11 protein-coding genes are annotated in these 13,957 nt (G+C 61.7%); all 11 read right to left on the bottom strand.

What is annotated here, in order from left to right:
• Window positions 1–10: 10 nt before the first annotated feature.
• Window positions 11–1,501 carry an alginate export family protein gene (locus ACGI6K_RS17070; protein ID WP_376948179.1) on the bottom strand — a complete coding sequence of 497 codons (1,491 nt, stop codon included), beginning with the start codon at window positions 1,499–1,501 and terminating at the stop codon, window positions 11–13.
• An 8-nt stretch (window positions 1,502–1,509) separates the two neighbouring features.
• Window positions 1,510–2,883, bottom strand: a complete 1,374-nt coding sequence (locus tag ACGI6K_RS17065; protein WP_376948180.1) for an alginate biosynthesis protein AlgK — start codon at window positions 2,881–2,883, stop codon at window positions 1,510–1,512.
• Between the two features lie 13 nt (window positions 2,884–2,896).
• Window positions 2,897–4,063 (bottom strand): PilZ domain-containing protein, encoded by a 1,167-nt coding sequence (locus ACGI6K_RS17060; protein WP_376948181.1) that lies wholly within the window; start codon window positions 4,061–4,063, stop codon window positions 2,897–2,899.
• Between the two features lie 36 nt (window positions 4,064–4,099).
• A complete protein-coding gene (gene alg8, locus ACGI6K_RS17055) occupies window positions 4,100–5,581 on the bottom strand; it encodes a mannuronan synthase (protein ID WP_376948182.1) in 1,482 nt (493 codons plus the stop codon).
• A 131-nt stretch (window positions 5,582–5,712) separates the two neighbouring features.
• On the bottom strand, window positions 5,713–7,023 hold the full coding sequence (locus ACGI6K_RS17050; RefSeq protein WP_376948183.1) for a nucleotide sugar dehydrogenase: 1,311 nt from the start codon (window positions 7,021–7,023) through the stop codon (window positions 5,713–5,715).
• Window positions 7,024–7,948: 925 nt separating this feature from the next.
• Window positions 7,949–8,107: a DUF1328 domain-containing protein gene (locus ACGI6K_RS17045; protein WP_376948184.1), complete on the bottom strand. Its 159-nt coding sequence runs from the start codon at window positions 8,105–8,107 to the stop codon at window positions 7,949–7,951.
• 520 nt (window positions 8,108–8,627) lie between these two features.
• Entirely contained in the window at window positions 8,628–9,668 is a 1,041-nt protein-coding gene (locus ACGI6K_RS17040; RefSeq protein ID WP_376948185.1) for an AI-2E family transporter, read from the bottom strand.
• A 320-nt stretch (window positions 9,669–9,988) separates the two neighbouring features.
• Window positions 9,989–10,390, bottom strand: coding sequence for a KGG domain-containing protein (locus ACGI6K_RS17035; protein WP_376948187.1), 402 nt, complete (start codon window positions 10,388–10,390; stop codon window positions 9,989–9,991).
• A gap of 170 nt (window positions 10,391–10,560) precedes the next feature.
• Window positions 10,561–10,737, bottom strand: a complete 177-nt coding sequence (locus tag ACGI6K_RS17030; protein ID WP_376948188.1) for an Em GEA1 (EM1) — start codon at window positions 10,735–10,737, stop codon at window positions 10,561–10,563.
• 669 nt (window positions 10,738–11,406) lie between these two features.
• Window positions 11,407–12,414, bottom strand: coding sequence for a cytochrome d ubiquinol oxidase subunit II (cydB, locus tag ACGI6K_RS17025; RefSeq protein WP_376948189.1), 1,008 nt, complete (start codon window positions 12,412–12,414; stop codon window positions 11,407–11,409).
• 4 nt (window positions 12,415–12,418) lie between these two features.
• A complete protein-coding gene (locus ACGI6K_RS17020) occupies window positions 12,419–13,849 on the bottom strand; it encodes a cytochrome ubiquinol oxidase subunit I (protein ID WP_376948190.1) in 1,431 nt (476 codons plus the stop codon).
• Between the last annotated feature and the right edge of the window lie 108 nt (window positions 13,850–13,957).

Here is a 13,957-nt window from a genome sequence, read left to right as displayed (position 1 = left end):
CTGCTGGACCTTAGAAGCGCCAGATCATGTCGACGAAGACACGGTGCATTTTGCTGTCGCCCTTGCTGGCATAGGCGTTGCTCGGGAAGAACAAGCCGCTGCGCAGGCGGATCAGTGCGGACTGCTCGTCCAGCTCGCCACCCCAGTTGGCCGGCAACATACCCTGGTTGAAGTAGCGGGTGATGATCAGGTCGACTTCCTGGCCGAGGTCCTTCTCACCGGCCTTGAGCGCGGGCTTGCCATCCTTCTCGATCGGGCTGATGCCGTTCTGGCCGAGATCCTCGTCATCGTCGACGCGCCAGAACTTGTGATAGATCAGGCTGGTCTCGAGGTCTTCTCTGGGCTTCCAGGAGGTGAACAGGGTGCCCACCTGCAGGTTGGTCAGTTCGCCGCGGAAGGCTTCGCCGAAGCGGTGGATGCGTGTCTGCAGGCCGGTGAAGGTGGAGCGGTTGCTCTGCAGGCCGGTCTGCATGAACTGTTCGGACTCGTCGTCGCCCTCGCCACCGCTGCCGCGGGCGTAGGCCGCGCCGACGTTCCAGCGATCGCTGATGTTCCAGCGCAGGCCGAGGTCCACAGCCCAGGCGTCGACATCCACGTCCTTGTAGTGGTCGGCGCTGCCGTCGCTGGCGAAGTGGCTCCTGTCCATCTCGCCGGTCAGCCAGGTGAATTCGCCCCAGTAGTTGATCGGCAGGGTCGAGCGAGGATTGAAGAAGTCGCCGTCCAGGTGCACGCTCAGCCAGGTCAGGTCGCCGGTGTAGGACTTGCTCTGGCGATCTTCGTAGACATCCATCCGGCTGTCCGGCAAGTCGCCGTCGTCGCTGGTGTGGTGCACCTTGAAGCCGGCCCAGTGACCTTGCCGCCACTGGTAGTCGAGGCCGCCGAAGACGTGGGTGCGGTCCTTGTCTTCAGCGCTCAGGTTGTCCAGGTCGGTACGGTATTCGTCGAAGCGTTCGGCGACGCCGGCCTGGGCACGCAGCAGGCTGGTGTCCATGGTCCAGTTCAGCGACTCGATGTGGATGTCCCACCACGTACCTTCGTTGGTCAGACTGCGCACGCGCTGCCGGCCGAGGCGCAAGTGCTCACCGGGGTAGGGGGTGAGGCCGGCGTAGTCGATCCAGAACTCGCGCAAGGCGAGGTAGCTCTTGTCCGGGTCGCGGCTGCTGTCGCGGCTGAACCCGTTCGCGGGATCGCCGCCCGGCTCTTCGTTGGGATCGGTGGGGTCGGTTTCGATGATGTCGGTGGCCGCGACCGCCTGGAGCATCACCATGGCTCCCCAGTTGCCGCGCTGGCCGTAGACCCAGGGCCGCAGGTCGAGGGCGATACCCTCGGCGTCGCCGCCGCTGCGGGTGTCCAGGTCACGGTCGTCTTCCGACTGAGCGGTGACCTTGACCTCCATACCGAAATTGCGATCGGGACCTACGGGACCCGCTAACAGTGGATTGCAGCAGAGCAGACTGGCTCCCAGGCCCAGTCCCGCGCTTATGCGTTGCTTCCTACTCATAATGCTTCCTATTGATTTTGCATGGCTTGCAGCTGCGTCGAGGTCTGCCACACGCCGTAACGAGCTTGCTGTTCCGCGTGCAGCATCTGTTCACCCCGAGTACGTTCTGCAGGAGCGAGATTAGCCTCTATTTCCTGAAGCAAGGGCTCGGAATCGGGGCGGCCTTGCAAAACGGCGAGGCGTGCGAAAACGTAGGCGTTGGCCAGGTCGATGCGGATGCCGCGACCCTGGGAGTACAGTTGCGCGAGGGCGTAGTCGGCGCTCACCTGGCCGCCGCGGGCGGCGGTCAGCAGGCTGTCGACGGCCTTCTGCGGGTAGACCTCGCCGAGGAAGCCGCGGCGATAGATCTGGCCCAGGTAGTAGTGGGCGCTGTTTTCCGTGGCGCGGGCCTTGATGAAATGTTCCTCGGCCTTGAACGGGTCCTGTGGAAGCAGCTTGCCTTCGTAGTAGAGTCGACCGAGCAGCAGATCGGCTTGCGGCTGGGCGGCGGCACGGCCACGTTCGAGGTAGCCGAGCATCTGGTCGGTGTCGCCGGTACCGGGAAAGTCGTAGATCAGACGGGCCAGACCGACCCAGGCGGCGGGGTAGGTCGGGGCGATTTCCTCGAGCATGGTCTGGGCGGTCTTTTCGTCCGACTGGCCGAGCAGCGGGTTGGAGAGCACGCTGGCGACTTCCGTTACCAGTTGCGCCGACACTCCGCCCGCGCGATGAGCGGCCATGAGCTGTTGCACCAGCGCTTGCAGGCGGTCGGCCTGGTCGCGTTTGAGATAGACGGTGGCCAGTTCGACGTAGCAGTCGCTGTGCTCGGCGAGGCGCTGTTGGCAGATCCGCTCAATGTCGTCCAGGTGCTGGTCGTAAGTGCCCTGGGTGCGGTAGACCACGATCTGCGCGATGTCCGCCTGGGGATGTCCGGCGGCGCGCCACTGATCGATGCGTTGCTGCAGGCTGACGTCGGGGAACGTCTGCGGGTTCTTCAAGTAAAGCATCGCCAGGGGCAGCAGCACGCCATCCTCGCCGGCGGCGAAGGCATCGCTGAGCAACTGGGCAGCTTCGCGCTTTTCCGCCTCACTGCTGGTCAGCTTGTAGGCCAGCAGCTTGCCCAGGCGGGCCTTGGCCCGCGGCGAGGCGTCCAGCGCCATGCGGTAAGTCTGTTCCGCCTTGCGTAGCTGCTCGGGATCACCGCTGGCCAACTGCATGTCGGCCAGGCCGAGCTGGGCTTCGGTGAAGCCCATGTCGGCGAGTTGGCGGAAATGCCGCTCGGCGGTCTGGGTGTCGCCGCGTTGCAGGGCTTCCTTCGCCAGACGCTGGTCGGGCAAGTCGAGGTTGGCGCAGGCGGTCAGGCCGGCCAGCGCCGAGAGCAGCAGGGGCTTGGTCAGGTTCACCTGAGGTGTCCTCTCAGAGTCCGGCGGTCATGGCCTTGTCAATCAGCCAGTCGTAGGAGGGGCCGCGGTCGATGACCACTTCCACCGGCTGGCCGGCCAGGGCGCTGTCCAGAGGCTGTTCGGGTTGGATGAGCACGCGGATATCGCCGGATAATTCTTCGCTCTGCAGGGCGGTGCTGACGATCCGGCCGTGGCGCGGCTGATCCTCGCCGGGAACGCTGAAAGTGACCTGGGTGCCCGGCTTGACCTTGGCGAAGTCGTGGTAGCGGAAACGGGCCTCGACGGTGGCGGCGGCGTCGCGCGGCAGCAGCTCGAAGATCACCTGGCCCTTGGAGGCGAACTGGCCGTCGGCCACGCGCTGGGCAACCACCTTGCAATCGCACGGGCTGGTCAGGGTGCCCTTCATCTGCCGGGTGAACAGCTTCTCGACGTTGGCCGGGTTGAGCTGCTCCTCGCTCAGGTGACCCTTGAGCATTTCCAGCATGGAGGCGGAGAAGCTGGCGATCGGCGCACCGTTGGCGACCAAGCCGTCCGGGCCGACCAGGCTCTGCACCGTACCTTCGCGGGGCATGGTCACTTCCATGCTGGGCACGCTGACCATGCCCGACTCGGCATGGGTGACGAAGTAGAGGTCGTAGAGCTGCTTGAGGATCAGGCCGAAGGCGCAGAGGCCGACGATGAAGATCGCCAGGCTGAAGCTGACCGCGCGCAGGCGTTCGAACATCGTCTGCTGGGCCAGGCCCTTGCCCTTGCGCGCCTTGGTGAAATTGTCGCGCTGCAGGGTGCAGATCACATCGCCGACGGTGACCAGCTCGCCGCTCAGGTGCGAGGTGATCATCTGGCGCAGGGTGGAGATCTCGCGTGCGCCCAGATTGTGGAACTGGCAGCCGGTGCGGCCGCTTTCCGGATCGAGGTTGCGCACCTGGAACTCCACGTCCATAGCCAGGCCCAGGCTGTCCAGTTGGAACAGCAGCTTGCCGCGGTGGAGGGCACCCTGCTGGGTGACCGGCTTGCCGCTGGCGAAGCTGAAGCCGCCGGCGGAGATGTCGATCAGACGCTGCTCGATGGTTTCCCGGTTGGGGCCGAGGAAGCGGATCTTGCCGGGCAGCTTGACGCGCGCGTGTTGGCGTTGCGCTTCCGACTCGTGGACCACGTTTACATTAAGGGTCGCGGTATTCATGGTTACATGTCTTCCTTCTCGATCATTCAGTCCCGGTCAGACCGACAGCATCAGCACAGCGACGAAGATGCTGGTCGCTGAAAAGGTCATGGCCTTTGACGACCAGTTGTTGAACCAGCTCTGGAAGCTGGCGAGTTCACGGTTGAGCTTGGTGTCCTGGCGCGTCCAGGATTGCTGGTCGAGGCGGAAGAACACATGGATCTTCACCACGGCGCCGACGATCTGGTTGTAGTAGAGGATCAGCGGGTAGGCCGGTCCGATCGGGTGTCCGGAAAGAGACAACAGCAGGGTCAAAACCAGACGGGTGGAGCAGACCCACAGCAGATAAGCGATAAAAATGGCGATGCTGTATTTAATGGAACCGATGATCGCCACGGTCAGGCCGAGCAGGCTGGTCCACATGGATACGCGCTGGTCGAACAGAACCACCGAGGTGAACCAGCCGAGGCGCTGCACGCCGAGCTTCAGGGCGCGGGAGTTCTGCCGTAGGTTGTTGCCGTACCAGCGGAACATCAGCTTGCGGCTGGCCTTGACGAAGCGCTTCTCCGGCGGGTGCTCGACCGTGTGGATCGAGGCATCGGGCACGTAGAAGGTGTCGTAGCCCAGGCGCATCAGGCTGAACCAACTGGACTTGTCGTCTCCGGTGAGGAATTTGAAGCGGCCGAGGCGCCAATGGTCGAGGTTGTCGTTCTCGACGTCGACGATGAATTCGGGGTCGGTGACCACTGCGGCGCGGAACACCGACATCCGCCCGGTGAGGGTCAGCACGCGGTGGGACAGCGCCATGGAACACATGTTGATATGGCGCTGGGCGAAGCGCAGCTTGTGCCACTCGCTCATGATGTAGCCGCCCAGCACTTCGCAGAATTCGTTGGTGGTCAGGCCACCCATGTTGGGGAATATCTTGAAATAGGGAACCGTCTTACGGACCACGCCTTCGTTCAACACGGTATCGCCGTCGATCACCGCGACCACCGCGTCTTCATCGGGCATATGGCGGGAGATGGCGCGGAAACCGTTGGCCAGTCCGTCGCGCTTGCCGGTGCCGGCGATGCGCACGAAGTCCAACTTCACCCGGTCCGGCGGACCAAGTTTTTCCCAAAGGCTCTTGATCAACAGCTCGTCGGACATTTCCACGATCGAGCAGACCACTGTGGTCGGGTAACCGCAGTTGATCGCCTCCTTGATCACCGAGCCGTAGACCTTGCCGGTGGTCAGGGCGTCGATGCGAAAGCTGGTGACCATGAGAAACACATGGGAAGGATCGGCGTCCTTGCCCAGTTTTTCCACCTTGCGCCGGTAGTAGGGGTAGACCACGTAGAGGAATAGCATGCCGCGCAGGAAATGGATGATTCCCATGGAATAGCGCCACACGCCGATCAGGCCTATCAGCATGATGAAATGCTTGGATTCCGAATCGAACACCTGCGGCGGCAGGGCGAGCGCCAGCAGCATCAGGAAACTGAGGAAGAGTAGCCAGCCGGTGGCCTCTCCAAGGGCATGCTTAAGCCTGTCCATAATTCTTCTTGAGTCCGTCGTCTGTATTCGCGAGCCGGTTCGGGCGGCACTGTTGTCGTCCTTGTTCTACGTTGTCGTCCTTGTTCTACGCCCTTCCAGAGTCCGCCCCCGAAGGGGCGGACGGCAGCGGATTACCAGCAGATGCCTTCTGCGGCACCAGCGGTGCGCTGAGGCATGAAGCCGACCAGGTCGATGATCTTCTTGCCGGCCGGTACGTCCTTGGCCAGCTTCTCGAAACGCGGATCGGCGTTGCCGAGAACGATGATGTCGGCTTCCGCGACGACCTTGTCCAGATCGGACTGCAACAGGGCGGAGACGTGGGGGATCTCGTTCTTGATGTAGTGGCCGTTGGCGCCGTGGTCACGGGCGTACTCGACGTTGCTGTCGAAGATGCTCAGCTTGAAGCCCTTGCCGATCAGCATCTCGGCCAGCTCGAGCTGGGGGCTTTCGCGCAGGTCGTCGGTGCCGGCCTTGAAGCTCAGGCCGAGCAGGGCGACTTTGCGCGAGCCGTGCTTTTCGATCATGTTGTAGGCTTTCTGCACCTGGGCGGCGTTGCTGCGCATCAGCGAGCTGATCAGCGGCGCCTCGATGTCCCACACGTGGGCACGGTAGCTGAGAGCGCTGACGTCCTTGGGCAGGCAGGAACCGCCGAAGGCGAAGCCGGGGCGCATGTAGTACTGGGACAGGTTGAGCTTGTTGTCCATGCAGACCACTTCCATCACCTCGCGGCCATCGACGCCGGCGGCCTTGGCGATGTTGCCGATCTCGTTGGCGAAGGTGACTTTGGTCGCGTGCCAGACGTTGCAGGTGTACTTGATCATCTCGGCGACGGCGATGTCCTTGCGGACGATCGGGGCGTCGAGCTCGGCGTAGATGGACGCTAGGGCGTCGCCCGAGGCCTTGTCCAGCTCACCGATCACGGTCATCGGCGGGAAGTTGTAGTCCTTGATCGCGGTGCTCTCGCGCAGGAACTCGGGGTTGACCGCCACACCGAAGTCGACGCCGGCCTTCTTGCCGGAGAAATCCTCGAGAATCGGAATGACCACGTTGTGCACGGTGCCCGGTAGCACGGTACTGCGCACCACCACAGTGTGGCGTTCGGTCTTGTCGCGCAGAGCGGAACCCATCTGGCGGCAAACTTCCTCGATGTAGTCGAGTTCCAGGTCACCGTTCAGCTTGCTCGGCGTGCCGACGCAGAGCATGGAGAGCTCGGTGGCGAGGACCGCTTCGGTCACGTTGGTGGTGCCGCGCAGACGGCCGGTCTTCACGCCCTCGGCTAGCAATTCTCCCAGTCCCGGCTCGACGATGGGGGATTTGCCCTGATTGATCATGTCGATCTTAGCGGCGGAAATATCCACGCCGACCACTTCGTGCCCACGTCCCGAAAGACAGCCGGCGCATACTGCACCTACATAGCCCAGTCCGAAAATGCTGATACGCATTGCGTTCACCTCGTCCTTATTAACGAAAAGTCGACGACTAAAACCCTTGGTCGTCACATTGCCGGCGGCCTTCAAGGGAAATTTGCAGGCCGAATTATAGTCAATAAAATGTCGCGCCAAACGAGATGGCGTTAAAAGGCTGGTTGCAAGGGATGCTTTATAATTGCTCAAGCGGTCCATGTTCAGTTCGTCATGGACCGCCCGCTTTCGCGGGTTGCTATCTTTTTGCCATTACAGCATCCAATTCATCGTAGTGATTGGTTCCCGGCTCGTATGGTCCTTCCATGGATTACGATTGCGAGCTCGAATAGTTGCAGACCTAAGAAATACTTTTTCCGAAATAGTTCCCTGGCCTTGCACCGCGGCAGCAGCCTTTCGGCAGTTTGCCAGCACGCGTCCCTCTCGCCCCATACAGAGTGCTGGAGCTTGTGAGAAGTTCCCTGGCCATCCCTTGGCCAGTGTGGAATAGGTGAAATCTTTTGTTTTTGCCGTTTGCTTGGTGTCTTTTTGATATCAATTGGATAGCTTTTTGATGTCAAAAGATGGCTATTGGATGTCTAATTGATATCACTCAATGTCAGTCGACTAATACTGCTCCAGATTTCGAGAGCTTTTCGAAGGAAAGGAAAATCCTGCCGGCAGCAATGGGATTGACATGCTGGCTATAGGCCTTTAATGGCTATATGGTATCAATGGTTTGGAGCGGGGCATTCTCCCGCGGGGCGATCACCGCCGCCAGGCGGCGCCTTCTCCATGGCGGCGAGGCAACAGCCATGGAACGACTTCGCCGGATTGTTTCCGCCGGAAGCAGGCGATGAAAAAGCGGATAGTGAAAGATGAATTGAAAAGACGGCCGCTGCCTTTCTTTCCGGCAGGGCCGCCTTTATATATTGCGAAGTGAAATGGCTATCTGCGAAGGAGCGGCTTAACCGGTACGACCGAATAACAAGGAAACTACGAAGAGGATCAGAAAGAGCGCGAAAAGTATTTTGGCGATACCGGTAGCGGTTCCTGCTATACCGCCGAAGCCGAGTAGTCCGGCAATAATGGCGATGACAAGGAATATGATTGACCAAGTTAACATGCCATGTTCCTTCTCTTGCGGATGTGATGACTGCCCTTCATTAGATATCCGAAGGCTCAAAAGATCCATCGCGGTTGGGGTACCAGCAGCGTGTGGTAGCTAATACCTTTGGGAACAGTGGCTTGATGGTCGTTCACGGAGCGTAGGGGCGGCAAGCTCAGAGAGCTTTGCTGTGCGGGATGCGAGGCACTTTTCTCAAGAGGAAGATCGTTTCCATTATATATGGCCGCTCCCAGGGCCAGGCTCAAGATAATGCCGACGGAGAGACTTTTACTACGTAGAGCAGAATGGATCTTGCCGTGTCTCATGGTTGACAATTCCTCGGTCGTTTCGTGCGTTGTGTGTTACCGCCCGGCTCTTTTTATTGAAGCAAGCTACGCGCCAAGCCCGGAAGTTCCGATATTGTCCGTTATTTCAAAGGCATATCCCGGTCGGCCGGGAACGCTTGTGTTGCAGGGTGCGGGATTCGCGCTGGTCAGGTTATGCAATTTGCACGAAGCGATGGGAACCGTCGTTTTGCTCAGTGCGTTTGGAAGAGGGTCCAGGTCGATACGAACAGAGCGGCGATCACCGGGCCGATGACGAAGCCGTTGAGGCCGAACAGGGCCAGCCCGCCCAGCGTCGACACCAGGACCAGGTAGTCCGGCAGGCGGGTGTCCTTGCTCACCAGGATGGGCCTCACGATGTTGTCCACCAGGCCGATGATGAAGATGCCGCAGGCCGTGAGCAGCACGCTCTTGAGGATCGCGCCGCTGAGCAGGAAATAGACGGCCACGGGAGCCCAGACGAGTCCCGTTCCCAAGGCCGGCAGGAACGACAGGAAGGCCATGGCGACTCCCCAGAGCAATGCCTGGGGAATGCCCAGCAAGGCAAATATGACGCCGCCCAGGCTGCCCTGGATGACCGCGACGACGAGGCTGCCCTTGATGGTGGCCTGCACCATGCCGGTGATGCGCTGGAACAGGCGGGACTTCTTCATTTCGCTGAGGGGTATGGCTTGCCTGATCCGGGCGACCAGCGCGGTGCCGTCGCGGAGAAAGAAGAACAGCAGGTAGAGCATCACGAAAAAGCCGAGGATGAACTGAAAGGTGTTGTGGCCGATGTTGAAGGCTTTGGTGGCCAGGAGCTGGCTGCCCTGCATGGCGATGTTGGCAATCCGGTCGCGCAGGTCGTAGCGGCTGTCCAGACCGAAGCGGGATATCTGTGCCTGCAGCGGCTCTGGAAGCTGCGTTTTGAGACCCTCGAGCATGCCGGCGAAGTCGATCTGACCCGCCTCGATCTCGTTGTAGAGGGTGGCGCCTTCCTGGATCAGCAGCGTGGACACGATGGTGATGGGCAGGACGGCGACTACCACGCAGACGATCAGGGTTAGCAAGGCCGACAGATTCGGATGGTTGCCGAGGTGCCGCAGCAGGCGGATCTGCAGCGGATGGAAGAGAATGGCCAGCACCGCCGCCCAGAAGATCGCGCCGTAGAAGGGCAGGATGATCCAGACGAAGGCCACCGAGATCAGCACCAGCAAAAACAGGAAGACCCGGTATTCGAAGCGGGGATTGATCATCGGATATCACGCCATGACCGGTCGCGTCGCAGGGAAGGTTCCGGCAGCCCGCGCGATGATGTTGCGGGCTTCGTTGTCGCGAAGTCTGCCCGCGACATAGCGGAATCAGGAACGGACGGCAGCGTTCCGATGGTTTTTTTGCGATAGGGGTCGAGCGCTTCTTTCGCGTTCCTTCTCGTTCTGCGCATTTCCTGGCGTCCGTTGCCGGTCGGCGACATGCCGAAGCGATCGCCCCACATGCCGTGACCCTGTTTTCGGTTCGCGATTCGAAAGGGGGGGAGTATTCCCCCTTTCGAGCCCTTGTCAAGATGGGCGGTTACCTAGCGCTTGCGGCTGCCCTTATCCTGATCTTCCTGCCGGGACTGCCCGCGGTTTTCCTGTTTGCCGCCCTGGCTGCCCTGCTGGCCTTCGGCGCGCTTGCCTTCCTCGATCAGTTCGCGGACCCGCTGGCCGCCCTTGTGGCCGAGTTCGGAGTAGCCTTCCGGGCCGAGTTGCTCCTTGCGGGCCTCGCCGCCCTTCTTGCCGAGTTCGGAGTAGCCTTCCGGGCCGAGCTGCTCCTTGCGGGCCTCGCCACCCTTATGGCCGAGTTCGGAGTAGCCTTCCGGGCCGAGCTGCTCCTTGCGGGCCTCGCCGCCCTTGTGGCCGAGTTCGGAGTAGCCTTCCGGGCCGAGCTGCTCCTTACGGATCTCGCCGCCTTTCTGGCCGGCCTCCCGTACGCTCATGGAGCCTTTGTCTTTGTCTTTGCCTTGACCGGAACCAGAGCCGCCTTGACGTGAAGTTGCCATGATAATGCTCTCCTGATTGTTTCGGATTTGCATACAGGGCCTGGTTGTCTACCGCTCCCTGTCCAACCGATCCAGTTCCGTTGGTGTGCCGTTCGTGTATTTACCGCCTATTTTTCGTTTTCGCCTCTGGCTTTTTTTCCTTCCTGGACGAGTTCACGAACGCGTTGCCCACCTTTATGGCCGAGTTCGGAATAACCCTTCGGGCCGAGTTGTTCTTTGCGCGCCTCGCCGCCTTTGCGACCGGCCTCGCTTACACTGATCGAACCTTTTTCTTCGTTAGCCATGACCTCACCTCTTGGTTCAGCGACTTCCTGGGAATTTCCTTCGCTCTTTTTTTATGTATGGCGTCACGTATGTGCGCGCCATCCTGCGGGCCACCCCTATGGCCCAGTTGCTGATAGAACTCGTGTCCATAAGATACGGAACTTCCTTTCCTGCCAGCCCGGCTGACGCCCGGACCGCTTTCGGTTTTACGCATGGCCCATCTCCCACTCAACACGGCCCATCCGTGGCCACAACCATTCTCCGGAGCAGAAGGTGCGCTTGTCGGGGCCGGCCGCCATGCGGAAGAAGTTCCGCTTGTGTGCATACGAAGTCTGGCAGCCGGAAAATACCTGCTCGGGAAACAGTTGCTAGTTTCGATGGCGGATGACCACCAAGGTTTCCCTATGCCGACGAATGGCCGTCAATGTCCTCTCGATTGCACGGTTATTTTATTGGCGAAGAGTTGCCGAAAGTTGTAGAGCGCCTGTTCGGGAAAGTTGCCGGAAGTTGACTTCCGCATTATGCAGGACAGGCACTCAGGCGCGTGACCGGTAATTTTCGAAAGAGCGACCGCGGCGCAGGCCGGATGGAATGACCCGGTGTGCAAAAGTTGTTTCGGTCGTTCTCCGGCGAGATTGTGGCATGGCGAGAAGACAAAGCCGTTTCGCTTTGCCTGCTACCCGCGACTGTCAGTGATAGCCTTCGCCGTGCCGTACCTTGCCGCGGAACACGTAGTAGCTCCAAGCGGTGTAGCCGAGGATGACGGGGATGATCAGCAGTGCGCCGACCAGCACGAAGCCTTGGCTCTGCGGCGGCGCGGCGGCATCGCGGAGGCTGATCGAGGGCGGGATGATGTTCGGCCACAGGCTGATGATCAGGCCGCTATAGCCGAGGAAGACCAGCGCCAGGGTGAGCAGGAAGGGCCGTACCTGATTGCCGTTCGCCACCGAACGCAGCAGGGCCCGGATGCTCAGCAGCACCAGCAGCGGCACCGGCAAGAACCAGATCAGGTTGGGTAAGCTGAACCAGCGCCGGGCGATGGCCTCGTGGGCCAGCGGCGTCCACAGGCTGAGGATGCCGATCACCGCCAGCAGCGCCAGGGCCAGCGGCCTGGCCAGAGTGTACATGCGTCGCTGCAGGGGACCTTCGGTCTTCATGATCAGCCAGGTACAGCCAAGCAGGCTGTAGGCGACGACCAGGCCCAGGCCGCAGAACAGCGGGAAGGGCGCCAACCAGTCGAGCGCAGCGCCGGCGAAGCGGCCGTCGACGACCGGGATGCCCTTGATGAAGGCGCCGAGGACCACCCCCTGGAAGAAGGTGGCGGCCAGCGAACCGCCGATGAACGCCTTGTCCCAGATATGCCGCCGGTTCTCGCGGGCCTTGAAGCGGAACTCGAAGGCCACGCCGCGGAACACCAGGCCGATCAGCATGAACACCAGGGGCAAGTAGAGCGCCGAGAGGACCACCGCATAGGCCAGCGGGAAGGCCGCGAATAGCCCGGCGCCGCCGAGCACCAGCCAGGTTTCGTTGCCGTCCCAGACCGGCGCCACGGTGTTCATCATCACGTCGCGGTCGCGGGCGTCCTTGAAGAACGGATAGAGCATGCCGATGCCCAGGTCGAAGCCGTCCATCACCACGTACATCATCACGCCGAAGCTGATGATCACCGCCCAGATCAGGGGAAGATCGATGCCCATTTGCTCAGCTCCTCGCGCTCGGTGCGCCTTCGTCCAGGCCTTCCTCGGGGGCCGATAGCGGCCGCGCCGGCGTGCGCGGCCGGCCCGCCCCGCCGTGGAGGGGCTCGCGGCCCTCGTTGGTCTGCGGTCCCTTGTGCACCAAGTGCAGCATATAGCCGAAGCCGACGCCGAACACCGCCAGGTAGACCACCACGAACAGCGCTAGGCTGATGCCCATCTCGGTTATGCCATGCGCCGAAACCGCGTCGCGGGTACGCATCAAGCCGTAAACCACCCAAGGCTGGCGGCCGATCTCGGTGGTGAGCCAGCCGGCGAGGATGGCGAGCAGCCCGGACGGCCCCATCAGCAGCACCATGCGCAGGAAGCGCCGCGACCGGTAGAGTCCGCCACGTCGGCGTAGCCACAGGCTCCACAGGCCGGTGGCGATCATCAGCAGGCCGAGGCCGACCATGATGCGGAAGGTCCAAAATACGACGGTCGAGTTGGGCCGGTCCTGCGCGGCGAACTCCTTCAGCGCCGGGATCGGCTCGCTCAGGCTGTGCTTGAGGATCAGGCTGCCGAGTACCGGGATCTCTACCGCGAAGCGGGTTTCCTCGCGCTGCATGTCCGGCCAGCCGACCAGGATCAAAGGCGTCGGCTCGTCCGCGCGGTTCTCCCAGTGGCCCTCGATCGCGGCGATCTTCGCCGGCTGGTGCTCCAGGGTGTTAATGCCGTGGAAGTCGCCGATCACCGCCTGCAGCGGGGCGACCAGCAGGGCCATCCACATGGCCATGGAGAGCATCTTGCGCAGCGCCAAGTTGTCATGGCCGCGTAGCAGGTGCCAGGCGGCCGAGGCGCCGACCAAGAAGGCGGTGGCCAGGTAGGAGGCGACCGCCATGTGCAGCAGGCGGTAGGGGAAGGAGGGGTTGAAGATCACCGCCAGCCAGTCCACCGGGATGAGCTTACCGTCGACGATCGCGTGGCCCTGCGGGGTGTGCATCCAACTGTTGGAGGCGAGAATCCAGAAGGTCGAGATCAGGGTGCCGATCGCCACCATCAGTGTGGCGAAGAAGTGCAGGCCGGGGCCGACCCGGTTCAGGCCGAACAGCATGACGCCGAGAAAGCCCGCTTCGAGGAAGAAGGCGGTGAGCACCTCGTAGGCGAGCAGCGGGCCGGTGACGCTGCCGGCGAATGTGGAGAAGTTGCTCCAGTTGGTGCCGAACTGGTAGGACATGACGATGCCGGAAACCACCCCCATGCCGAAGTTCACCGCGAAGATCTTCAGCCAGAAGTGGTACAGGTCGAGGTAGACCTGTTCGCGGGTCTTCAGCCAGAGTCCTTCGAGCACCGCCAGGTAGCTGGCCAGGCCGATGGTGATCGCCGGGAAAAGAATGTGGAAAGACACGGTGAAGGCGAACTGAATGCGGGCCAGGTCGAGTGCTTCCCATCCGAACATGACAAGTCCTCCCGGAGCAGCGGCAAGGGGGGCATGCTATTTGGATGCGGCTCGGCGCCGCGACGTTCAATGGTTTTTTCCTTTTCCGGCAAACGGGCAGGGGGCGGC

Origin of the sequence: Azorhizophilus paspali (assembly GCF_043587585.2) — a bacterium.
GTDB lineage: Bacteria > Pseudomonadota > Gammaproteobacteria > Pseudomonadales > Pseudomonadaceae > Azotobacter > Azotobacter paspali.
This window is presented reverse-complemented; position numbering and strand designations above follow the sequence as displayed.

Bases quoted from the DNA above. Each gene is read 5' to 3' on its own strand.
- cydB (WP_376948189.1), bottom strand. From the start codon at position 12,414: ATGGGCATCGATCTTCCCCTGATCTGGGCGGTGATCATCAGCTTCGGC.
- ACGI6K_RS17030 (WP_376948188.1), bottom strand. From the start codon at position 10,737: ATGGCTAACGAAGAAAAAGGTTCGATCAGTGTAAGCGAGGCCGGTCGC.
- ACGI6K_RS17040 (WP_376948185.1), bottom strand. From the start codon at position 9,668: ATGATCAATCCCCGCTTCGAATACCGGGTCTTCCTGTTTTTGCTGGTG.
- ACGI6K_RS17060 (WP_376948181.1), bottom strand. From the start codon at position 4,063: ATGAATACCGCGACCCTTAATGTAAACGTGGTCCACGAGTCGGAAGCG.
- ACGI6K_RS17050 (WP_376948183.1), bottom strand. From the start codon at position 7,023: ATGCGTATCAGCATTTTCGGACTGGGCTATGTAGGTGCAGTATGCGCC.
- ACGI6K_RS17070 (WP_376948179.1), bottom strand. From the start codon at position 1,501: ATGAGTAGGAAGCAACGCATAAGCGCGGGACTGGGCCTGGGAGCCAGT.
- ACGI6K_RS17045 (WP_376948184.1), bottom strand. From the start codon at position 8,107: ATGTTAACTTGGTCAATCATATTCCTTGTCATCGCCATTATTGCCGGA.
- ACGI6K_RS17035 (WP_376948187.1), bottom strand. From the start codon at position 10,390: ATGAGCGTACGGGAGGCCGGCCAGAAAGGCGGCGAGATCCGTAAGGAG.
- ACGI6K_RS17020 (WP_376948190.1), bottom strand. From the start codon at position 13,849: ATGTTCGGATGGGAAGCACTCGACCTGGCCCGCATTCAGTTCGCCTTC.
- alg8 (WP_376948182.1), bottom strand. From the start codon at position 5,581: ATGGACAGGCTTAAGCATGCCCTTGGAGAGGCCACCGGCTGGCTACTC.